Origin of the sequence: Methylomonas sp. ZR1, assembly GCF_013141865.1 — a bacterium.
Taxonomy (GTDB): Bacteria; Pseudomonadota; Gammaproteobacteria; order Methylococcales; family Methylomonadaceae; genus Methylomonas.
On the sequence record NZ_RCST01000001.1, the window covers coordinates 3980465 to 4003740 of the forward strand.

Annotated in this window: 18 protein-coding genes; 12 read left to right on the forward strand and 6 right to left on the reverse strand. The window is 52.6% G+C overall.

The features are described from left to right. Window positions 1-98 precede the first annotated feature (98 nt). Window positions 99-305: a cold-shock protein gene (locus DDY07_RS18055; protein ID WP_033158255.1), complete on the reverse strand. Its 207-nt coding sequence runs from the start codon at window positions 303-305 to the stop codon at window positions 99-101. A gap of 295 nt (window positions 306-600) precedes the next feature. Here DDY07_RS18055 and DDY07_RS18060 point away from each other — a divergent pair, with 295 nt between their 5' ends. Then, entirely contained in the window at window positions 601-2712 is a 2112-nt protein-coding gene (locus DDY07_RS18060) for a hypothetical protein (protein ID WP_101053916.1), read from the forward strand. A gap of 46 nt (window positions 2713-2758) precedes the next feature. Here DDY07_RS18060 and DDY07_RS18065 read toward each other — a convergent pair whose 3' ends face one another. Beyond that, window positions 2759-4393 carry an alpha-D-glucose phosphate-specific phosphoglucomutase gene (locus DDY07_RS18065; protein ID WP_171696884.1) on the reverse strand — a complete coding sequence of 545 codons (1635 nt, stop codon included), beginning with the start codon at window positions 4391-4393 and terminating at the stop codon, window positions 2759-2761. Between the two features lie 72 nt (window positions 4394-4465). Here DDY07_RS18065 and DDY07_RS18070 point away from each other — a divergent pair, with 72 nt between their 5' ends. Beyond that, the gene (locus tag DDY07_RS18070) at window positions 4466-5020 is read left to right on the forward strand and encodes a L,D-transpeptidase (RefSeq protein WP_033158317.1); all 555 of its coding nucleotides are present in this window, start codon (window positions 4466-4468) and stop codon (window positions 5018-5020) included. Between the two features lie 84 nt (window positions 5021-5104). Further along, window positions 5105-5383 (forward strand): Lpp/OprI family alanine-zipper lipoprotein, encoded by a 279-nt coding sequence (locus DDY07_RS18075; RefSeq protein WP_165385904.1) that lies wholly within the window; start codon window positions 5105-5107, stop codon window positions 5381-5383. A gap of 66 nt (window positions 5384-5449) precedes the next feature. Here DDY07_RS18075 and DDY07_RS18080 read toward each other — a convergent pair whose 3' ends face one another. Together DDY07_RS18080 and rdgC are read right to left on the reverse strand one after the other, a co-directional pair. Further along, window positions 5450-6415, reverse strand: coding sequence for a L,D-transpeptidase family protein (locus tag DDY07_RS18080; protein WP_171696886.1), 966 nt, complete (start codon window positions 6413-6415; stop codon window positions 5450-5452). Further along, entirely contained in the window at window positions 6415-7323 is a 909-nt protein-coding gene (gene rdgC / locus DDY07_RS18085; protein WP_171696887.1) for a recombination-associated protein RdgC, read from the reverse strand. Before rdgC ends, DDY07_RS18080 begins: the two co-directional genes overlap by 1 nt. 483 nt (window positions 7324-7806) lie before the next feature. Between rdgC and DDY07_RS18090 the strand changes: the two genes are divergently transcribed. Together DDY07_RS18090 and yjgA are read left to right on the forward strand one after the other, a co-directional pair. After that, on the forward strand, window positions 7807-7989 hold the full coding sequence (locus DDY07_RS18090) for a hypothetical protein (protein WP_020484262.1): 183 nt from the start codon (window positions 7807-7809) through the stop codon (window positions 7987-7989). Window position 7990: 1 nt separating this feature from the next. After that, complete coding sequence (gene yjgA, locus DDY07_RS18095; protein WP_171696888.1) at window positions 7991-8641, forward strand: ribosome biogenesis factor YjgA; 651 nt, start codon at window positions 7991-7993, stop codon at window positions 8639-8641. 7 nt (window positions 8642-8648) lie between these two features. On the opposite strand, the gene mtgA is transcribed toward yjgA, so the two are convergent. After that, window positions 8649-9389, reverse strand: a complete 741-nt coding sequence (gene mtgA, locus DDY07_RS18100) for a monofunctional biosynthetic peptidoglycan transglycosylase (RefSeq protein WP_033158262.1) — start codon at window positions 9387-9389, stop codon at window positions 8649-8651. A gap of 499 nt (window positions 9390-9888) precedes the next feature. Further along, window positions 9889-12297: a TonB-dependent receptor gene (locus DDY07_RS18105; protein ID WP_171696889.1), complete on the reverse strand. Its 2409-nt coding sequence runs from the start codon at window positions 12295-12297 to the stop codon at window positions 9889-9891. A 419-nt stretch (window positions 12298-12716) separates the two neighbouring features. On the opposite strand from DDY07_RS18105, the gene DDY07_RS18110 reads away from it, so the two are divergent. The 7 genes from DDY07_RS18110 (at window position 12717) to DDY07_RS18140 (ending at window position 23103) form a co-directional block, all read left to right on the forward strand. After that, complete coding sequence (locus DDY07_RS18110) at window positions 12717-13232, forward strand: RNA polymerase sigma factor (RefSeq protein ID WP_171696890.1); 516 nt, start codon at window positions 12717-12719, stop codon at window positions 13230-13232. A gap of 72 nt (window positions 13233-13304) precedes the next feature. After that, complete coding sequence (locus DDY07_RS18115) at window positions 13305-14297, forward strand: FecR domain-containing protein (RefSeq protein ID WP_171696891.1); 993 nt, start codon at window positions 13305-13307, stop codon at window positions 14295-14297. Between the two features lie 177 nt (window positions 14298-14474). Next, the gene (locus DDY07_RS18120) at window positions 14475-17006 is read left to right on the forward strand and encodes a TonB-dependent receptor (protein ID WP_171696892.1); all 2532 of its coding nucleotides are present in this window, start codon (window positions 14475-14477) and stop codon (window positions 17004-17006) included. Between the two features lie 39 nt (window positions 17007-17045). Continuing rightward, on the forward strand, window positions 17046-18260 hold the full coding sequence (locus DDY07_RS18125; RefSeq protein WP_171696893.1) for a sialidase family protein: 1215 nt from the start codon (window positions 17046-17048) through the stop codon (window positions 18258-18260). A gap of 365 nt (window positions 18261-18625) precedes the next feature. Further along, a complete protein-coding gene (locus DDY07_RS18130; protein ID WP_171696894.1) occupies window positions 18626-19147 on the forward strand; it encodes an RNA polymerase sigma factor in 522 nt (173 codons plus the stop codon). Between the two features lie 182 nt (window positions 19148-19329). After that, complete coding sequence (locus tag DDY07_RS18135; protein WP_171696895.1) at window positions 19330-20301, forward strand: FecR family protein; 972 nt, start codon at window positions 19330-19332, stop codon at window positions 20299-20301. Window positions 20302-20667: 366 nt separating this feature from the next. After that, the gene (locus DDY07_RS18140; protein ID WP_033158271.1) at window positions 20668-23103 is read left to right on the forward strand and encodes a TonB-dependent receptor; all 2436 of its coding nucleotides are present in this window, start codon (window positions 20668-20670) and stop codon (window positions 23101-23103) included. Window positions 23104-23276: the final 173 nt, after the last annotated feature.

Consider the following 23276-nt stretch of genomic DNA (forward strand, 5'->3'; position numbering starts at 1 on the left):
ATGAAACGGTGGGAAGAACGAAAGTGGAAACCGCGTTTGATTTCCACTCTATCTAACAAAAAAGCCGTAGGTACCAATTGGCAACTACGGCTTAATCTTTAAACGATGGTTACTTCTTCGGCTTGTGGGCCTTTAGGGCCGCGGCCCAATTTGAACTGTACATGCTGACCTTCGTCCAGCGTTCTGTAGCTGTTGTTTGGGTTCAGAATGTTTTTGAAATGTACGAAAACGTCAGGGCCTTGTTTTTGTTCGATAAAGCCGAAGCCTTTGTCTGCGTTAAACCATTTTACGACGCCAGTTGTCATTGTAGACATAATAAGTCCTATTAAAATTTAGATAATGCCCTAGCTAAAGTAAGGCGGGTCACGCTGGTAAATGTGGAAATTACTTAATGAAAAACTAGGACGAAGGACTACTGAAGAGACATCGAGCTGGTAGACAAAGGGTAAATCGTATTTTCTAGCTGGCTTGCATTCTAGGCTGATTCGACTGATTGTCAATTTAAATCGTAAAATCCAATATTTAGATACTTCAGGACTTATCTTCGCTATTCGGCAATTTGCGGGATTCCTCATGCTCAGCATAAACCTTTAACTACCAATGAATGCTTCATTAAAGCGATGCATCAGACGGCAATATTTGTTTGATGTTGGCGCGGCGATTTTGTTTTTCGGGGCGCTAACCCAGCAAGCTGAATTAAGACAAGCCGCGACTATTGCCGTTAGTGAACTAGCGGCGCAAGGCTACAAGATACCTAGCGAGGACGATCCGGTGCGGGTGTTTCCCGCGTTGACCAGTGGAGCGTTCAGCGGCCGCCATGCCGGCGGCTGGCGGCCCGGCAGTATTTATCTGCGGCAACAACCGCAAGGCGGGCTGAGCGAGGCGGTATATCTGCGTCACGAACTATTTCACGAAGCCAGTCATCGCAGCTGTGGCGGCCGCTTACCGGCTTGGGCTGAAGAAGCGGGGGCGATGTATTTTAGCGGCGAATTGGCGAGCCTAGCACCTGGAGACTGGCCCGGATCGCTTGAACTGCAACGCATCAAAAACCGGGTTAGGCAAGGCGCCGAGTTAGATAGCAATGACCGCGAGGCATTGGCCCGAATCTTGGTCAATACCGGCTGGCCGAACGAACCGTGTGCCGTGTCGGCAAAATTAAATGAAATGCTTGGTCAGGCATTTGATGATGCGGGGGATAGCTCCTTTCTGTTGATGAGCCTGCTGTCCGGGCGGATATTGGTAAGCGGCGGCGACCAAGTCAGCCGCTTACCCCCGGGTTCCTTGTTGAAAATTCCCTATGCGGCGGCATTGGCGCAAGCCGATCCGGATTTGCTAGGTACAGAACTGGCGGCGAGCGATACCGAAAAGCTTTTGCGGCGCCGCGAGCAATTTCAAGGCGAACGCTATCGTCTGTTATTGTCGCCCATTAAAGACCAAAAACTTCCGGCGCAAACTGAACCATCGGACCTGCAGACCTGGCGATCTTACCTGGGCGAACGTAACGCCGACGGCGATTTTGCTTTACAGACCAACTTGCCCGAACTGGCACTAACAATGCGGGCGGCCTTGCTATCGAAGCCGGAATATTTTCGCGGCCTGAGTCAAAACGGTATCCTGCCCAACTCCACCTTGGCGGGGCAACGCGAAACCGATAAAAAATTGTTGCGCCAACTTCAAGTTCTAGCAAAAACCGGCACGGTATCGACTGTTGACGGCCACCCCTTGGCAGGCCACTTAATGCTAGCCTGGCCAGCTACGCACCCGGTGTTTCTGGCGATATTTCGGCAACGCGGCGTCAGTGGCGCAGCAATATTAAGCAAAGCTGCCGCCTTGCTGAGCACTTGGCAACACGACTATCCCAGCCGCTTTGCGGCAGTTAGGGTTAGTTTGTTAACGCCTACCGATCCAGATAGCTGGAGTGCGGAGCCGGACTGTCCGTTAGTGGCTAACCAACACGGGCGCTTTACGGTTTGCGGGCAAATCAGGATCGTTTCCAGCGCACGTGGCAGCCGATCCGAGCGGGTGGTGAAAGGTGTTCTACGACAAACTGATGAACACGGAGTAACCGTGCTGGAAACTGATCTCGACAGCTATGTCGATGGCGTATTGGCTGCCGAGGCCCAAAATTTAGCAGGCAGTGCACGCGAAGCGATGCGGGCTGTGATTGCCTGGAACGGCAGTCACGGCAGCCATAGGCACAATGAATCCAGCTCACTTTGCGACACCACGCATTGCATGGTCTATCTCGGCGAGTTGCCTGAGGACAAGCCGCGACGCAGCAGCCACACCGATATTGCGTTACTGACGCTTTTGGACCAACTGGCGGCCAAATCCGGATTGAACTGGTTACCGTTTGCCAACGGCGGTGATCAGCACTGGCAACGGCAGCTCTCAAGCGCGGAGCTAAGCCGGGCATTTGCGGAAAATCAAATTCTGGATATTCGCCGCGAACGGCGCAAGGACGGCGAGTTGTTTATCCGGCTATTTTATCCGACCAGCGAAGAGTTGCTCAGTTGCGAGATTTTTCGTAATACCCTGAAGCTACCTTCTTGCCCTGATTCGGTAACAGCTGCCGATGGTCAGACCTGGCAATTTGCAGGCATAGGCGCCGGACACGGCCTGGGCTTATCCATCGACAGAGCTCAGGCTTTGGCGGAGGGCGGTCGAACTGCGGAGCAGATTTTACGGGATGCTTACGGGCAGAGCCGTTAGATCAGGCGCTTCAGCCAGACCTAACGTATTATGCCGCCGGGTTCGATCAAGTAATAACGTCAGGCTCGGTCCTGCCGGTACGCTTTTTGACTTCGCAGAGCTGCTCGGCAATCTCTATTAATTCCGCCAGCGCGACTTGGGCATCCTGATCGTGCTTGCTGACATCACGCTCGTAGCGTTCCAAATAAATACGCAAAGTAGCGCCGACCGTACCGGTACCGGACAGCCGGAACACGATGCGCGAGCCGTTCACAAAACCGATGCGGATGCCTTGGTTGCTGCTGACACTGCCATCGACCGGATCGGTGTAACTGAACTCATCAGCATATTTGACTTCATAATCGCCCCAGCTTTTACCGGGCAGACTGCTTAATTGGCTACGCAAATGGGCGACAATGCCGTTGGCAATCTCGGAATCGACCGCTTCGTAATCGTGGCGGCAGTAAATGTCCCGACCGTATTTCTGCCAATGTTCATGGACGATGTCTGCCACGGATTCGCGCTTGCGAGCGATCAGGTTTAACCAGAACAATACGGCCCATAAGCCATCTTTCTCGCGGACATGATTGGAGCCGGAGCCGAAACTTTCCTCGCCGCAGATAGTAATCTTATCGGCATCCAGCAAGTTACCGAAAAACTTCCAGCCGGTTGGTGTTTCGTAGCAAGGCAGACTTAGTTTATCGGCAACGCGGTCAACCGCCTGGCTGGTCGGCATGGAACGGGCCACGCCGCTGATGCCTTTAGCATAAGCCGGAATCAACTTGGCGTTGGCGGCCATGATCGCCAGACTGTCGCTGGGAGTAACGAATATGTTCGCGCCCATCACCATATTGCGGTCACCATCGCCGTCTGACGCAGCACCGAATGTGGGTGCATCGGCGCCGAACATGATTTCACAAAGTTCGTGGGCGTGAGCCATGTTCGGATCGGGATGGCCGCCGCCGAAGTCTTCCAGCGGCACGGCATTAAATACCGAGCCAGGTGCTGCGCCCAACGTATCTTCCAAGATATGCTTGGCATAGGGGCCGGTGATAGCATGCATCGCATCGAAACGCAAGGTGATAAAGCCGTTATGGATGCTTTGTTTGAGCAGGTCGAAATCGAATATTTTTGCCATTAGTTCAGCGTAATCGGCTACCGAATCGATAATTCGAATTTTCACACCACCTTTCTCGACTTCACCGATAACGTCTAAATCTATATCGCCGAAACGGGCCTTTTTGTAGCCAGTGATGGTTTTGGTATTCTCGTACAGTTTGTCGGTAAACTTTTCCGGAGCCGGGCCGCCGTTGCCGACGTTGTACTTGATCCCAAAATCTTCTTCAGGGCCGCCGGGATTGTGACTAGCTGATAGAACAATGCCTCCGAACGCATTGTATTTCCTAATAATATTTGATGCGGCAGGAGTGGACAACAAGCCGCCTTGGCCTATAATGAGCTCACCGAAGCCGTTGGCTGCCGCCATTTTTATAATGATCTGGATAGCCTTACGGTTAAAGTAGCGGCCATCGCCGCCAATCACCAAGGTTTTGCCCTGAAAATCCTCCAGACTGTCGAAGATGGATTGGACGAAATTCTCCAGATATTTGGGTTGCTGGAAGACTTTGACTTTTTTGCGTAAGCCCGATGTACCGGGTTTTTGATCATCGTAGGGAGTCGTTTTGGTGATTGTTGTTGTCATATGCTACCCTTTGTAATACCTCGTTTCGAAAGGGTTAAATTACACCAAAACTTTGATTATTTACAGATTGCCATGATAAAGAAAAAATTATTAGGTGTTTTGATTGTGATGGGCTGTACCGTATCAGCACGCAGTTTCGCTGACCAGGATGTTTGGTTGTTGGTCGATACGCAGACGCAAAGCATGGAAGTCAGGAAGGGCGACAAGACAGTTGCCGTACTGGAAAATATCGCCATTGGCCGAAATGGCGCCGGCGAAAAAAATCATCGCGGCGATGACATCACACCGCTCGGTAACTATCGGATCGGCTGGATCAACGAAAGAAGCGCTTTCCGTAAATTCTTCGGCCTGACCTATCCCAATGTAGACAATGCCGATAATGCCTTGAAAAAAGGCAAAATCGATCTCGACACTTACGAAGCTATTGCCAGAGCGCATTCTGCCGGACAAATTCCGCCGCAAAATACCGATCTCGGTGGGCAAATCGGTATTCATGGCTTGGGCAGCGGTAGTCTGTCCATCCACAGATCCATGAATTGGACACACGGATGTATCGCGTTGACTAACGATCAAATCGATCAGTTAAGTCAATGGGTAGAAAAAGGGACACTCGTAACGGTGAAATAATGTTGGTAAAATCCAAAAAAATGTTGGACAATTACCACCGTTTTTCATTTATTATTTTTTGAAACCACAATCAAGGGGAAAACCATGATGAGAGCTATTACATTATCAGCAGTTGTTGCAATTGCAGCTTTGGCAACCGGTTGCGCAAGCACTTCAGACCTGGAAGCTTTGGACGCAAGAGTTGGCACTTTGGAAGGCAAAGTTGCTACTGCATCTGCTGACGCTGCTTCTGCAAAAGCCGCTGCTGCTGAAGCTGCTGCAAAAGCTGCTGCTGCTGAAGCTGCTGCTAACCGTGCTGCTCAATATGCTCAAGACACCAACAGCAAATTGGACCGTATGTTCAAAAAATCACAACACAAATAAGCATTATTGCTGTTGTTGATTTTAAAAAGCCCGTGAGCCGCAAGGCCACGGGCTTTTTTGTTGCCTCTATTTTGTTGCCGGCGCAGCTTGGCTTTGAACGACAGGAGCAGCCTGAGTAGGACGCTCATAAATAGCCACCGGAATACCCGCCGCTTTTTCTACCGCCGCTTTTAGCACAGAACCTTTGATTACCGGCATTTGCCCGCCATTGGCTTGCTCTATCAAATTCAATGCCGTATGCAAGCGCTGCTCATAGGTCGCCGGCGTCTCTTCCAGCTCTGGATACACTTCCATATACAAGGTATCGTGATACCAGCCCACCTTGATCGATTGGTTGACAATATTGACCGTGGTGCCCACTTTAACCATTGGAAAAAACTGCTCAATGTCAGCAGGATACATCCGCATACACCCATGACTAACCCGCATGCCAATACCATTCACAACATTAGTACTGTGAATCAGATAGCCGGGGATCCCCAATTTAAACGCAAACAGACCTAACGGATTATTCGGACCAGGCGGGTAATAAGGATCCAACACATCACCATCAGCCAAATGCTCGGCAATAATGGATGGCGGCGGCGTCCAGGAAGGCTTATCAGTTTTGCCGGTAATTTTCGTTTTACCTAACGGCGTTTTCCAGTTATCTTCCCGGCCGATACCGATGGCATAAGTCACAACCCGACTGGCATCCGGGTAAAAGTAGATCCGCATTTCCGGCAAATTAACGACAATTCCTTCTCTTGGCGCATTCGGCAACAAAAAGCTGCTGGGGATGCGCACTTGCGTACCTTCGCGGGGCAACCAACGATCCACATAGGGGTTGGCCAATACTATATGATCTTGCCCAAGCCGAAAATTTACCGCTATATCGATCAGAGTATCTTCCTGCTTGGCAGCGACATATTTGACCTCATGCGGTGGATTGCCTATCAGACTGTCACCCGGCCTATCCGGTGCCGGCAGCGTCAGCGCAGACGCCACAGTGCTGGCTGTCAGCAGCAAGCTGAATAACAAACGGTTTTTCATTAGGCGTTACCTTCAGCAGTAAATAATTCAAGCAGACGCGGCAAAAACTGAGCAAGTTCCGCAGTCATAATAGAAAAATCGGCATCAAACTGCTCGACTTCGTCGAATGCCTCAATATCGGCGGCTTGCTCCTGGATAAGATCAAGAAACTTGAGCCGTTTGACCGCCAAATTCTCATCCAACACAAACGAAATGCGTTCGGCCCAGCTCATTGCCAACTTAATCACTTGCTTGCCGCTATCCAGATGATTCTTGATTTCCGGCAAAGCCAAGTCGTGACGCTTGCAACGAATAATCGAGCCTTCCTCCTCCGGCGAACGCAACTCGCACTCGTCTTCGATTAAAATATCTTTCGGCGAGGTGTTGTCGATCAACCATTGCGTCATCACGCTAGCCGGTTTGGCGGTAGCGGTGAGCGGTACGATAGGCAAGGAACCCAGACATTTACGCAACTGGCTGAGCATGTCTTCGGCTTTTTTAGCCGATGCCGCATCCACGACCAGCCAGCCACCTTGGCTATCGATATAAGCATAGGTTTTGCGGGAAAACGAAAACGCCCGCGGTAGCAGTTCGAATATCAATTCGTCCTTGATCCGACTACGCTCTTTCGCAGGTAATTTGCGCGCCTCGCGTTCTTCAATTTCATTGATCCGCTCTTGCAGCATTTCGTTGATCACCGATGCCGGCACGACCTTTTCTTCCTTCTTGCCGCATAGCATCAAGAAACCGTTATTGGCATGCACCAGCGCATCCGAGGCCCTGCCGAGCGGCGCAGTCCAACCAAAACTGAACTCATCGTGGCTACCACAAGATCGGAACGGTTGTTGTTGCAGTTTTTGCTCCAAAGCAACAGCATCCAGAGTAAATGGCTCGGTAAAACGGTAGACAGCAAGATTTTTAAACCACATGAAATGACTCTTTTTTAAAAACCGGCCATTATCGCAAATTTACGCACACCTTATAAACCGACCCATCTAAAGACTAGCTAAAAAACACAGTTTGGCCGCAAATTTGCTTAGCGTGTAAACAAGTTATGCACATTAAACTGCTTACGACAAGGTCATAAAACGCTTGACAAAATAACTCGTTGAAATACAAAGCATCATTTGTAAATCATTGATTATTATCAACTAATGATAGTGGCCTAATACTATACAATTTGACCGCAGCCCAGAGCTACCGGGGACCAGCAAAGGCTTTCGACATTTAATACACAGAGTTATCCACAGCTTCTGTGAATAACTGAATTTACCCAACCGCAATAATCACTTAGCGATAAATCCAGACAAACAACTTTTAATTTGTCGCAGCAAGCAATGTCTTATTGCGTGGCAAGGTTTGTTAGAATGCCGCATAGTAAAGTCCCTCACTCACAACAAAGCGGTCACATCATGCTGTCAACCTGGGAAAACCTGATACTCGGCGCCCTGGCGCTGCTGCTTTTGTTCTGGATGCAGCCTGGCATCAAAGCCGCAATTGCGCGCAGCAAACAAACACCGTCCGATTGGCCCAGCGTTATTGTGCCTCTGTTGATGGTGGTGATGTTCGTGCTTTTCTTAATAGCAATGGTTTGACATGAACGACGAAGATTACCAAGAAGAATTCGAAGAAGAAGAAGATTATTACGACGAAACCCATTACGAGGAGGACGACGGCGAAATCGACGAAGAAGAAGTCGAATATTATGCGATACGTCCCAACAAGACCCGCATCAAAAAAGAAATAGCCGAAGTATTTGCGATGGCTGAAGAAATTTGCGCTCTATCCCCTGCACATATTGCCGAATTCGAATTTCCCGAGAGCATAGAACAAGCCCTGCGCGACGCCGGCAAAATGGGGCAAAACTCCGCCAGAAAGCGCCTGTTGAAATACATCACCGCGCAACTCAGAAAGCTGGATACCGCCGCGATTCATGAAAAATTGGCGCGGATGAAAAACCGCAGCGCCCATGCAGTCAGAGAACATCATCAGGCCGAACGCTGGCGCGATTTGTTGCTGGCAGCCAATGGCAATCAGCAACTGACCCAATTTATGGAAGAATTTCCGGGCGCGAATAGCCAACATTTGCGCCAATTGCAACGCAACGCGCAAAAAGAAGCCAAGGAAGCCAAACCGCCTAAGTCGGCGCGCTTGTTATACAAATACCTGAAAGAACTGATTGCCGATGCATCCGGCCTGCCGCCCTCTGACGAGGACGCGCAGGATAATCAGGATGCCGAGGATTAACACGCGATCAATTCCCCAATACCCGCATCTGGCCCAAGATCCAGCTTTGGCGTTTATGTACATAAGCGCTGGGCTGATCGGCCTTCAGCAGTATAGGGTTCGGCAGTGTGGCCGCCAACAGCGCAGCCTGATTGGCAGATAACTGCTGGGCGGAAATACCGAAATAACGGCGACTGGCCGCTTCTATACCAAATAAATGATCGCCGAACTCGGCAATATTCAAATACATTTCCAGAATCCGCTGTTTGTCCCAAATAGCCTCTATTAATAACGTAAACCAGATCTCCAGCGCCTTACGGCCGAAGTTTTTAGCCGGGCTTAAAAACAAATTCTTCGCGACTTGCTGACTGATCGTACTGGCCCCACGCAGTTTACCGCCGCGCAAATATTGGTTAAAAGCCTTGGTGATGGCGTCAACATCAAAGCCGTTATGCTGATAAAACAATTGATCTTCAGACGCGACCACCGCAGCAAAGGCGTGCGGCGAAATATGCCGGCGACTGACCCAGCGCTGATCAATGCCTCTATAGTGTCGGCCTTCGACCAGGTCGTCAACATGCTGATGTAGCATGAATGCCGACGTCGGCGCGGGCAGGTACCGCAATACGCCTACCAGCAGCAGCGAACTGAGCACAAAAAACAGCGCCGCATAAACCAGTCCGCGCTTGCAACGTTGCGGTAAAGAAAGCGCCGTTTTGGGTTGGCGCCAAAATTGGCGATAGCGGGCCGGATGGCGGAAATGCTTCACGAGCGATTCGAGCGTTGTGACTGGGATGTTTATTATCCATGATTGAACACGGAATTGACTAACTGCGGCTTTTGCGGGAAATGCCGCAAAGCAAAGCCTTTATTGCGGCAAATAACATAGAAACTAATAGAGTAGCCGTCGATTTTAGCGAAAACCCCTGAATCACATAGCCTTTAGGGTTTGGCATGGATATTGTTATATAAAGACCGGTGTCAAGGATGTTTAAGTTCTCTCCCCCGTGAACATGGAAAACAAGACGCCAAGGATACCTGGATAAAAGCGCGGAAAACCGCTTTTATCCGGGCAGGGATGACGCCAAGCCCGCGATGCCTCCTGCCTGCTCCAAACAATCAGTAAATATCCAAATCAACTTGGCGTGAGCCGCAAGGCTGAATTGTCCATATGCCCATCCTTTATCCCAAATAAAGCTCTTGCACGACGATATTCGAAAGGGGCTAACGGCACTGCTCTATCAGCAGCACCATCAACCCGTATTGAATTAATATTCTAATTTCAATGACCCCATGGCGGAAATAGGGGCGCCAACGTTGGCGGTAGGTAACCAAGAAGTTGAGCCGGTGTAGTATTCCTTATCCAGCAGATTATAGACATTGACTTGCGCGGTCAGACGGGTTTTACCTATAGGTTGCACGTAGGCCATCATGGCGTCCAGCCGGGTATAGCCTGGCAATTGATAGGTATTGGTGTTGTCGCCTTCGCGCTTGCCGACGACTACACCGCCGAGACCAGCCTTGAAGTGCTCAGTGAATTGATAAGTACCCCACAGACTGGCTTGATGCTCAGGCACATTCAACAACCGATTGCCCTGCAAGCCGCTGTAATCCTTGGTGTATCTTGCATCAGTGTAAGCGTAGGTCGTCACCAGGCTGAATTCGTCGGTGACCTGACCTTTAATATCCACTTCAATGCCCTGACTACGCGCTTCGCCGATAGTTTTTTGATCGGTGGGGTCCGGCGTGCTTAAGTCGAAAGTCATCAGATTATTTTTCGTTAAATGATAATACGCTACTGTTGACGACAGGCGTTTATCGAAAAACTCGGTTTTGAAACCGATTTCGTACTGCTCGGCAGCTTGCGGTGCAAAATTGCCGCCGGTAGCGGAACGGCCGTTATTCGTACCGAATGATTCAACGTAATTGCCATATACAGACAACCAATCCCAAGGCTGGTAAACGATACCTACCCGCGGACTGAATTTGTCTTCGTGTTGCATACTGAATCCAGCCTTGGTTTCATCCCAGGAAGTACCGCCGTAGCCGCCGTAACCTGCCATATCGTAACGCCCGCCGCCCATGATGTGCAGCTTATCCCACAAGGTAATTTGGTCTTGAAAATACACCCCGTACCAATCGTCGCGTGAGCGCCAAAACCAATTGGCGGGCTCGGCGCGCAGGGCGGCCATGTCGAAATTGCCGTATTGGGGATTGTTGATATCGAATGTCGGTATGGTGCCGTAACTAAAGTTATTGTCCGGCGCATCCTGGTTAAAAAAGAACCAATCGCCCCCCACTAAAACATTATGTTTGAGGCCGAAAGTTTGAAACTTTCCGGTGAGATCCAGGCTGGTAGAGTAAGAGCGGCGGTTACTGGTGCCGAGGATGCCAAATCGATCCAGAGTATGCCCATCCGCGTTAATTTTACTATTAGGCGCAACGCCGCCGAATACGATGTCGGTCTCGTCCCACTGAAATTTATGCCTGAGCCCCCAGTCATCATTAAATTTGAAGCTCCAATCCGCATAAATCAGCGTAGTGTCCTGACTGGGTTTGATGGCCGGATCGCCGGTAAATAAGGATCTGCGGTTTGTAATAGGCCGATTGCCCGATACCGGCACACCATAATCTTCCGTGTAATTTTCATGGCGTTTCTCTATTTCGACATTGGCCTCGAAGCGGTCGTTGGGCCGCCAAGTTAATTTCGGCGCAATAAATACCCGCTCGTGATCAACAAAATCTCTGAAAGAATTACCTTCGTCGTAAGCGGCATTAAACCGGTACAACAGGGTTTTATCCTTATCCAGCGGCCCGGTTGCATCCACCGTGGTACGAAATTCACTGAAGGAGCCAAATTGCTGCTGCAAGGAATAGTAAGGCACATCCAACGCCTTTTTGGTCACGTAATTAACCATACCGCCGGGTTGCAACCTTCCATAAAGCACGGATGCCGGGCCTTTCAATACCTCGAGCTGTTCGATATTCGCCGGATCGAACTTGCCCATCGAGCGCCTGAAACCATTGCGGTACATTTGATCGTCGGAAGCAAAGCCGCGAATAATGAAGCTTTCGTACATATCCGCCGTACCGTAAGCCCGTTGCACCCCACTGACGTTTTGCGTCAAGGCGTCTTCAATACGGATCGCTTGCTGATCGTTCATAATCGATTTGGGCACAACCTGGATAGATACCGGGGTGTCCATAATCGCAATATCGGTTTTGGTCGCCGTTGAGGCATTCGGCACCGCATAGATTTGGCTGAAAGGATCGTTAGGGTCATATAGCTTTTTGCCCACTACATTCACCGCCGGCAACGCCGTAGGGTCCTGTTTGTAATTTAGAGACTGCCTTTCGATCAAAATATTGCCGTTTTCAGCAATGCGGTAACTCAAACCGCTGTCTCCCAGCAGACGTTGCAACGCGGCTTCCGGCGTGTAATTGCCGCTAAGGCCCTTGCTTTGCAAACCCTCAGTGATTGCCGTGTCGTAGACCAGTTGCAAGCCACCCGATTCCGCCAAGCGATTCAGCGCGGTAGACAGAGAGCCCGCGGAGATACTGAAAGCCCGACTGACACTATCTGCCGCCGCGGTACCGGAAACCGCCAACACAGCCCCCAATACCAGTGCCGAAGCATGTCCAAACAGGCCGCCGCTAAATGTTTGTTTCAACGCCATGAATTTCCCTCGCTGTTGTTAAATAATGACTATCGTTGTTTTGACGCACGACAGGCATAAAACAGGAGGTGAGGCACAAAAATTCATGGCAACTAAGTGGCTACTGCTGACATTGCAGGCTCCAACACTTCGAACGCTTTTCTCGGCATTTCGCTAAGCCGCTAATCAGCCCCCTATTTTGCTTTCCGGTATCGTACCGGCCACCATCAAAAAATAGGTTATATGCCGCGCCAGATGCGCCATATAACCTATTCAACACCAGTTAAATGTGTGCGGGTAGCGCGAATGCGAACCGCCGATCTTTGCTCCAAGCCAGCAATATCAGGATATTCGGCGCCTTGGCCGGCATTTGAATCATTACTGGCACGAATCAGGCATGGGACGGAGCTTCTGAAACCACTGAAACCCAACCCTGCCTCATGACCCCGGACATCAGCTCGCTGTATCGACTGCATTGCAAGGAGCTGCTGCACCATTTGCTGCGGATAGTCAAATGCCCGGAAACCGCGGAAGATTTGCTGCAAGAAAGCTATCTGATCTTGGCCCGCACCGCCAACGATACCTCCATAGACCACCCGCGCGGATTTTTATACCGCACCGCCAGCAATCTGGCGATGGATCACCTGCGCCACCATAAAGTCGTCGAGCGTCATCAGGAAGCGACGCGGCATCTGGACGAGCCGCAACTGGCCGGAGTGGAAGCCGAATTAGCCGATCAGCAATGGCGGACCTTGTTGCACCAAACTATCTACGAATTGCCGCCGCGCTGCCGTGATGCATTTATCCTGCATAAAATTCATGGATTAAGCTACCGGGAAGTGGCTAATTTTCTGGATATTTCCGAGAGCGCCGTGGAGAAACACATCCTCAAAGGCTTAATGTATTGCCGCAAACAGCTAGGCAGTCATTTCGGCCGCCCGTATCGGACCGACTGAGGTTTTTACGGCCTAAACCGTCTTACCTTTTCTCCAAGGTATACGCCTACCCCAGCGTCTTATAATGCAGCCATGACTGAAAACCAACCGTCCGCCGACTCTGATAAGCCCGATGCCATTAGCGAGCAGGCGATGACATGGTTTGTGAGGCTGCGTGCCGAGTCGGTAGCGGCAGACGAACGCCGGCTATTTCAAATCTGGCACCAAGCCGCCCCTGCTCACCGCGAGGCCTATGCCGAAATCGCTGCATTTTGGGAGGATGCCGATTTCCACGCCACGCTGGACGCCGCCAAGCTGTCGCCACAGATTTCGCTGAATAGTAAACCAGCCAACAGCCCAAGGCGGCGTTTAGGTATCGCCCCCGGCACCAAACCGTTGTTAGCCGCAGCCGCCTGTCTAGTCATCGCCGCGCTTATTTATCAGCCGGCATTAAGCTGCTGGCAGGCCGACTACTGCACCGCCGTCGGCGAAATAAAAACCGTACAGCTCGGCGACGGCAGCCAAGTCACTTTAAACTCCGGTACCGCGCTAAACGTTAACATGCGTAATGGCCAGCGCTATGTCCAGCTAGCCCGGGGCGAAGCGTTTTTTGAGGTGCAACACGACGCTCAACATCCTTTTCAGGTGGATGGCCGTTATAGCAACACGCGGGTATTGGGTACGCGTTTCGTGGTTAAGGAAGACGCCGACAGCGACACGGTCAGCGTGGTGAATGGGGTGGTGGAAGTCAGCCGGGATCGGCAAAATCCGGCCACATTGAACGCCAATGACAGCGTGGAGGTCGGCGCTCGCCACCAAGGCGAAATCCGCCACCAGCCCGCCGACAACGCCACGGCATGGTTAAAAGGCAGCGTCTCGTTCGATAATGTGCCGCTCAAGAAGGTGATTGCGGAAATTGGCCGCTATCGGCGCGGTAGCCTGATAATCCGCAATCAGGTATTGCAGGACATGAAAGTCAGCGGCCGCTTTGATATTCGCGACACCGATAAAACCCTGGAGTCGTTACAACAAACCCTGCCAATCCGGATTTACCGATTTACACCGTGGCTGGTGGTGATCGCTTGAGCATCGCAAAGCTTATCGCCTAGCCAAATCGCCCGACAAAGCTAGCCGCCATTCAGCCATATCTTCTTAGCTTCAAAAAATAGTTTTACCGTCAAGCTGAGGGAAAACGCATTTCGCCCGTCTCCATTGCAACCCCAATCTTTCGGGGGATCAATTCATTCGCTAAGGGAGAATCTAATGGCATCTTATCCGTTCCGCAATGCCCACCGCAAAGGCAAGCCGACGCAATATAATCGTTGGCCTTTGTCGCTGACAATCGCCGCTGTGCTCAGCACACCTGCCGTCATGGCCGCCGAACAAAACATCGCTTTCGACATCCCCGCACAAAGCTTAAGCGGCGCATTAAATGCCTTTGCCGACACCGCCAATGTACAGCTCAGTTATCCGGCGGAAATGACGGCGGGCTTGAAATCGCCCGGTGTCAGCGGCCAATTGACAGTCCGGCAAGCCTTACAAAAACTGCTGGCCGGCACCGGCGTAGTAGCCGGTGCCACCGGTAACGGCACTATTACGCTACAAAGAGCGCCGGATTCACACAATGACGTTTCAACGCTGTCGGCGGTCACGGTGTCCGGCAATCGCACCCGCAACAATGCCGCCGATCCTTACAGCAAGGACTATGTGGTAACAAAATCCTTCGCTGCCACCAAAACCGACACGCCGCTGATGGAAAACCCGACATCGGTGCAAGTGGTGTCGCGAGCAGTGATGGACGACCAGAAAACCACCAAGGTCAAGGACGCGTTGGAAAACGTCAGTGGCGTGCGTGCCAATCCGTCGCTGGGTGGTGGCGTGGGCTTCATCGTGCGCGGCTTTCGCAACAACAATATTTACCGTAACGGCTTGATGGCCAGCGAGGCCTTTTTTGGCGACTTCGACGCCGCCAACCTGGAAAACATCGAAGTAATCAAAGGCCCGGCACAACTTTACGGCCGCACCGAACCCGGCGGCATGATCAATCTCACCACCAAACGCGGCCTGGATACGGCGTACTACTCGCTGGAACAGCAGTTCGGCAACTACGACCACTACCGGACCCAATGGGACGCCGGCGGGCCGCTGACCAGCGACAAATCGCTGGTATATCGTTTTTCCGGCGCTTACCAAAGCAACGGTTCGTTTCGTGACTTTGTGTCGGTGGACCGGATGGTATTCAACCCCAGCGTCACTTGGCGGCCCAGCGATGACACCGATGTGACCGTTGACATTGAGGGCACAGATAAAACCGCGCCGGCCGACTTTGGGATTCCGTTTATCGGCAATCGCCCCGCCTCAATTCCGATCAGCCGCAACCTGGGCGATCCGAATACGCCGAACGGCGAGCAATCCGGCGTCAAAATCGGCAGCGAAATCAATCATCGTTTTAACGACGACTGGGCGATACACAACCGCTTTCTGGCCAGTCTCGCGGAAGGAGGTACTACGTTTGTCAATCCGGGGCCCGCATTTGATGCCGCAGCAGCGCTGAACCAGACTACCGGCTTGATGCAACGCAATATCTTCCGGCAAATCACCGATCAAGAGCATTACGCTACCAACCTGGATCTCACCGGCAAATTTCAAACCGGTGCTCTAAAACACGACGTGTTGGTCGGATTCGACTTTTACCGCACGTTCAACAAGTATGGCGGCGACGGTCGTTGGAAGAGCGCCAATCCGGCATTGGCGATCAACATCTACGACCCCTATCCCAGCTACGGCATTTCCCAGTCGACATTCAATAGCGCATTTGCGACTACTGGCGACACATTCGGCACCGCAGCGAATGGCGGCATCGGTAATCGCGCTTCAATCTACAACAGCTGGTACGGGGTGTATTTCCAAGATCAAATCACCTTTTGGGACAAACTGCATATCATGGGCGGCGGCCGTTACGACTGGACCGAAACCGGCCGCGGCAACGGCTTTGATTTTGCTACCGCCGAGAGTCGTATCAACCAGTTCAAACGCGAGGACCAGGGTTTCAGTCCCAAAGTCGGCATCCTGTACGAGGCCATGGACGAACTCAGCTTATACGGCAACTGGACCACTTCGTTCGGCGCTAACAACGCGCCAGCCGCTGATGGCCGCAGTTTTGATCCGCAGATCGGCGAGCAATTCGAAGTGGGTTTGAAAACTCAATTGTTTGACCAACGGCTATTGGCAACCTTGGCGTATTTCCATCTGGAAAAAGACAATATTCTGGTTGCCAATAATGCAACCCCCGATCCTTTCGACCGTATCGCCAACCTGCAACGCAGCCAAGGCATTGAGTTGGACGCCACCGGGTATTTGACTGACAAATTCAGTTTGATCGGCAGCTATGCGTTTACTGATGCGAGGATCATCAAGGACTACAGCGGCGGCACTCAGGGCAATCGAATGAGCAACGTGCCGGAGCATTCCGGTAGCCTGTGGCTGCGTTACGACATGAATGGCTACGCCGCCAAGGACGGTTTGAGCGCGGGTTTTGGCGGTGTTGCTGCCGGCCAACGCGAGGGAGACAATACCAACACTTTCCAGATGCCGGGCTATGTGCGGCTGGACGCTTTTTTGGCGTATAAGCAAAAAGTCGGCGGTTCCCGCATCACCGCCCAGTTCAACATCCGCAATTTGCTGGACAAGGAATATTACGAGTCCACCGACCCCGATTCCAACGTCGCGCCGGCCCTCGGCGTTTATCCCGGTGCGCCGCTGACGGCTATCGGCTCGATTCGGGTGGAATATTGAGGTAAATTGCCCACCTGTCCGCCACCGTCGAGAACTATCATGCGCCACGCCAAATTGATTACAAACATCCTTGCCGGCCTGTTGCTGTTTGCCGGCATCAGCCAATCGCTATTGGCCAAACCGCTGCCGTTCCGCGAATTGGACCTGCCGGTGGCCGGTTTCAGCCAACAGCACCATTTGGCCAAGACCGCCGATGAGCATTTGATTGTCAGCTGGGTGGAAACCGACGCCGAAACCAGTACCGCCAAGTTTGCGATACTGGAAGAAGGGGGCTGGAGCATCCCGCTCGCCGTCGTCCAAGTGAAAGGCAAGCTGGCCGATCCGCCGGTGGTGATCGGCTTGAGCGACGGTAGCCTGGCGGCGGCCTGGATGCCTTATCGGCAAGGTGCTACTGATCGCTATGCGGCGGACATCTTACTGGCACGTTCTATCGACGGTGGTTTAAGCTGGAGTCCGGCGTTAAAACCATACGGCGACGCGGCGCGAATTTATGACGCACAAATGTCTTTGGCCGCGCTTCCCGATGCACGGCTGGCGCTGGTCTGGACCGACATGCGCCACGCCAGCCACGACCCGGCGGCGGATAAGAAAACCAACCGCTATCAACTGATGGCAAGCGTCATCGACAAAAACTGGCAAGCCAGCCCGGAGATCGTGCTGGATGACGATGTCTGCTCCTGCTGCCGCAGCTATACCGACGCACAAGGCGAGCAATTGGTCACGGTCTACCGCGATCATGCCACCGGGGAAATTCGCGACATCAGCGCAGTGCGCTGGCAGGCTGGCGGCAATCCGCAAATCGCTAACGTGCATGCGGACGGCTGGGTGATCGGCGGTTGCCCCAGTAATGGGCCATCCATTGATCTGACGCCCACCGCCGGTGTGGCGGCTTGGTTCACTGCCGCCGACGGCAAAGGCCGGGTGAAATTGGCTTTCTCCACTGACCAAGGCGCGCATTTTAATTCGCCTATCGAGCTGGATGCCGACGCCAGCGGCTATACCAACGCCTTGCTGCTGGACGACGGCTCGGCCTTGGTCAGCTGGCGCGGCCGCAATGGTCCCGACGATGAGCTAAGGGTTGCGAAAGTGACCAGCAAGGGCAAAGTCAGCCGGCAAACCACGGTGTATCGCGGCAGCTTCCCGAAATGGCCCAGCAAATACCTGGCGCTGGCCCGCGTCGGCAAGCATGCTTTTGTCGCCTGGACCGATCCGCTTCAGAAGAAAGTACGCCTGGTCAGTTTATCCCTCGACTAAACAAGCCCCTAAAAGAGCAGATTGGTCTTGAGATATTCTCGTCCCGAGCCCTTCGCCAGCATTCCCAAACGCGGGATATGACACAGTTTATCCAGTTGTTTCGCCGCGTATTGCCCGCCGACTTCTCCCAATTGCCTTTAGCGGTTTGCGCCATCCCTCAAGCCCGGCGGGCTTTCCGGACAATCTCACGCTAAAAAACCTCTCTTTTCTAAGTTTGGGTGCAAATATTGCTTGCTTATTAACCCAGCCCTTAATGTCGCTCGCCTTAGCGCTCTTAAGGTACTGAGCCAGCCCGAACGGCATACCCGCGACAAATAGGGCCGGTTTAATCAACACCCTATTTGGCCGCCTACCTAAACTATCCGATGCTTGAATTGACTGCCGCCGACATTGCCGATCTGATGCACAAGCATCGCCACGAGTTATTGCGGTTTTTATCGCAACGCATCAGCTGTACGGATACGGCGCAGGATATTTTTCAAGAAACCTTCATTCGCTATGCTGGTTACGGCGGCAAAGATAGCGTGGAAAATCCCCGCGCCTTCATTTTCCGCATCGCCGCCAATCTGGCTACCGATTATCTGCGCAGCCACAGCCGCCATGCCGGCCCAGACCTGGAAGCCGCCGAAAATGAAGAGGCTGAAGTAGGCGTACAATCTGCGCTATCCGCCGAACGGACTGTCATGTCGCAACAACAACTAGAGCAACTGGTCACTGCGTTGGATGATTTATCGCCCAAATGCCGAGAAGTGTTTATCTTGCTCAAACTCAAGCATTGCAGTTACGCAGAGGTGGAACAAAGGCTGGGCATATCACAAACCATGATCTTTAAATATTTGACCCAGGCCATGCGCCATTGCCGAGCGAAGGTTGGCGATCTGGATTGACCGGGTTTGTTTATTAAGCCATCCATGACCATTCCCGACACTCGGCTGACCCTGTGTCCTTCAACACACGCCGGGCCAGCGGCATTTCAGGTCGGGTGAATAGTTTTTGCCCATCGGGCCTGAGTTTAACAACAAGCGTTTTATAATCAGGACACCGAGTTGACAGCACAGCCACTTTCGATATGAACCCTTCCTTCCCGCCTTTTCCCGACGCCAGCGCCGAAGAGCAAGCCGAATACTGGCTGGCCCTGCGCGAATCGCCGTTCTACGACAGTGAGCAGGAAAAATTGTGGCTGGCCTGGCTGGCGGCCAGCCGAGAGAATCGGGAAGCCTGGCAACAAACACAGCTTTTTTTTCGGCGCGTGGAGACCTTGAATCCGGCCCAAGTTCGCCGAATCGAACGATCAGTACAAAAAGCCGGCAGAGCAGCTGCGGCCGGGGCGGGTCTATGGCGCTGGCCCATTGCCGCCTGCCTGATGCTGGCATTATGTTTGGGCTGGGCGTTTAACGCCGGCTATTTTGCCGACTTCCGCACCGGCACCGGCGAGCAGCGCCGAATTCAGCTCAGCGACGGCTCGATGGTGATTCTGAATACCGCTTCGTCGCTGTCGGTGGATTTTTCCGAACAGCAGCGGGTGATTCGATTGCACGGCGGCGAAGCCTATTTCAAAGTGGCCGCCGATGCCGCAAGACCGTTTGAGGTCGTTGCCGGCGGCGGTAGGGTTCGCGCCTTGGGCACGGCATTTGACGTCAAACAGTGGCAAGGCGACCTGGCAGTCACCGTTTACGAGCACAGTGTGCGCGTTGCGTTTGCCGACGGCGCGACCATCGAGCGCCTGCCGGAGGGTCAGCGCGTCGCGTCGCTCGACGGTAAAAGCGGCGCGCCGGAACAGGCCAATCTCAGGCAAGCCGCCGCTTGGCAGGAGCGGCGCCTGGTGTTTAAGGAAAAGCCGCTGCAACAAGTCATCGACGATCTAAACCGCTACCGTCCGGGAAAAATCGTCATCGCCGATCCCGACTTGGCCGCGCATTTGGTGACCGGCGTATTCGACGCCAACGACCCGGAAGCGGCGTTGACGGTTATCGAGACCACCTTGGCGGTTAGCGAAACCCGTCTGACCGACGCATTAATCGTTCTGCACCGCCATTATTGACCCGGCCCTATTTATCGGTGAAATGCCGTTCGCACCCTCAGGGGCATAAAGGTGAACGGCATTTTTGGGCCGGATTAATAATTTTTAGCCCCTGCCAATAAGCCCTGGATAAATTCGCCAGTACTGCCTACACGGGATTATTGACCGGGTGAATTTCATAGCTTTTACGGAGCGGCGTGGCGCCGAGCCTAGGCCCCATCCGGTCGCTGAGGGCATTGCGCTGCGCCCTCGGCCAAAAATATTTTCTCAGCCAGGTTATAAAACCCATCCCTCCCTTCGTCTTTGCTTTGGAACCCCTGCGGATACGCCGACGGAACACCTTCCCTCGCCAACCGCCGTCATCACAATCACAAGCCAGGATGCCCAATGAGTCAGCGCACAATACCGCCCTTTAACCCGTTCTGTTTAACCGTTTTTGCCGTCGCGATGAGCGCCAGCCCCTGGTGTGCGGCGGAAACTGCCATCGAGTTTGCCATCCCGGCCGCACCGTTGGCGGATGCCTTGCTGCAATTTTCCGAAACCAGCGGCATCAAGGTGTTCTTCAGCTCTCAATTGGCCGGCAACCTGCGCGGCAACGCCGTACAAGGCCGCTTTACAGCGCAACAGGCGCTGGACAAACTGTTGAGCGGAACCGGTCTGACACCACAAACCGCGACCGATGGCACCGTGACGCTGGAAAAGTCGGCAAAGCCAATCGAACCGCAATCGGCAGCCGGTACGACAACTTTGCCGAGTGTGACGGTGCTGGGCAAAACCCTGTCGGACCCTAACGATCCCTATAACTCGGACTATCACCTACCCAACGCCAGCGCCGCCACGAAAACCGATACGCCGATCATGGAATTACCGATGTCGGTACAGGTCATTCCTAAGCAGATATTGAAAGACCAACAGGCAATTCGAATCAAGGATGCGCTGAAAAATGTCAGCGGCATAAACTGGGCGACCGACCCGATGTACGAAGGCTTTCAGTTACGCGGTTTTCAGACCGATGGCACCACCACGGTTTATCGGAACGGACTGCGCATCCGGCGTGCCGTACAAGAGGTTGCCGATCTGGAACGCTTGGAAGTTCTGAAAGGTCCGGCTGCGGCGGCGTATGGTCGGATCGAGCCGGGCGGCTTGATCAACATTGTTACCAAAAAACCGTTGGATACCCCTTATTACGCATTGGAGCAGCAGTTTGGTTCGTACGATATGTTCCGTACTACAGCCGATGCAACCGGACCGATCAACCAAGACCGTTCCTTGCTTTACAGAGTCAATTTGGCCTATCAAAACAATGAATTTTTCATCGATAAAATGGATCAGGAACGGGTGTTTTTCGCGCCGTCCCTCACATGGAAGCCCAGCGACCGCACCGAAATCAATTTGAATTTGGAGTATCTCTACGATACCCGCACCAGTTATACCGGCTTGCCGGTACAGGGCAACCGTCCGGCCAATGTACCGATCAGCCGTTACTACGGTTTTGGCTCGGATAATGAAAAATCGGTATTCGACAAGTTTTTGATCGGGTTTGATTGGTCGCACCAATTCAACGACGATTGGAAAATCCAGCATCGCTTTCACTACTACAAGCTGGATTACCAAATCAACAATTCTTCATTTTTCCCAGGACCGGTCAATCCCGCGAATAATCGCACCTCGGTAAGAAATGTGACCGATAGGCCCATCGACATTACCGATACCGTCGCGACCAGTATCGATCTCACCGGCAAATTCAAACTATTTGGAACCGAGCATCGGGTATTGGCGGGATTCGATTACTTTTGGGAAGACTTTGAAGGTCAGGGGTTCTTTGGTGCGCCCGCTCCCGCCAGCCATAGGCCGGTGGTTGATATTTTTAATCCGGTCTACGGACAGGTTCCATCCGCTGCCAGCCGGGGTTTCAATAATTTCAGCACCTTAGAACAATATTGGTACGGCGCTTACTTTCAGGATCAAATCACCCTGTTTGACAAGCTGCATATCATGGGTGGCGGGCGCTACGATTGGGCAACGCGCAGCAGCGGCGCAGCCTCGACTTCCATCGCAGCTGCCAGAAACAGTGAGACTGAAGTTAAAAACGAGGCTTTCAGTCCGCGCGTGGGTGTGGTCTATCAACCCTGGCCCTGGCTATCACTGTACGGAAATTATACGGAATCGCTGGGCGGGGCGAACAGCGCGTTGGCATCAACCGGCAAACCGCTGGATGCCGAAACCGCGCAGCAGCACGAGGTTGGATTCAAAACCGAATGGTTCGATAAGCGGCTGATGACCACCGTTGCCTTTTACGAATTGACCAAACAAAACATCGCGACGCCGGACCCGGTAAATACCCGGTTTTCCGTGCAAACCGGCGAGGCCCGCAGCCGTGGTATCGAAGTAGACATATCGGGCCAGATTACCGATGGCCTGAACTTGATCGCGACTTACGCCTATACCGACGCAGTCATCACACAGGATAACAGCGGTAATCAAGGCCGCAAGCTATGGAACGTGCCGGCAAATTCGGGCAGCTTCTGGGCCAAATACGCATTTCAAGATCCCGCTTTGCGTGGCCTAAATGTTGGCGCCGGCGCGTATCTGGTTGGCGAGCGCCAAGGTAATAATTTGAATAATTGGCAAATGCCGGGCTACGTCAGAGTCGATGCCTTGCTCGGCTATTCCTGGGAGATAGGCAAGTCTAAAGTGACCGCGCAGTTGAACGTCAATAATCTGTTGGATAAGACGATTTACGAAACATCGGCATTTAACAGCTATTTGACTCAGCCGGGCGCGCCGCGCAATTTCATGGGCTCGATCCGCGTGGAGTTCTGACGCCGGATGGCTCGGTAATCCTATCAAGCCGATCATGGTGAGCCAGTTCAAACCATGATCGGCTTGGTTTCAAGGTAAAGGTATTTGGCTTGGAGAAATTCCGATTAACGCCTTGCCGGTCTAACTCGTAGCGCGTGAGGAATTTTGGCCGGGAAACGTCTTATCCAAATGAA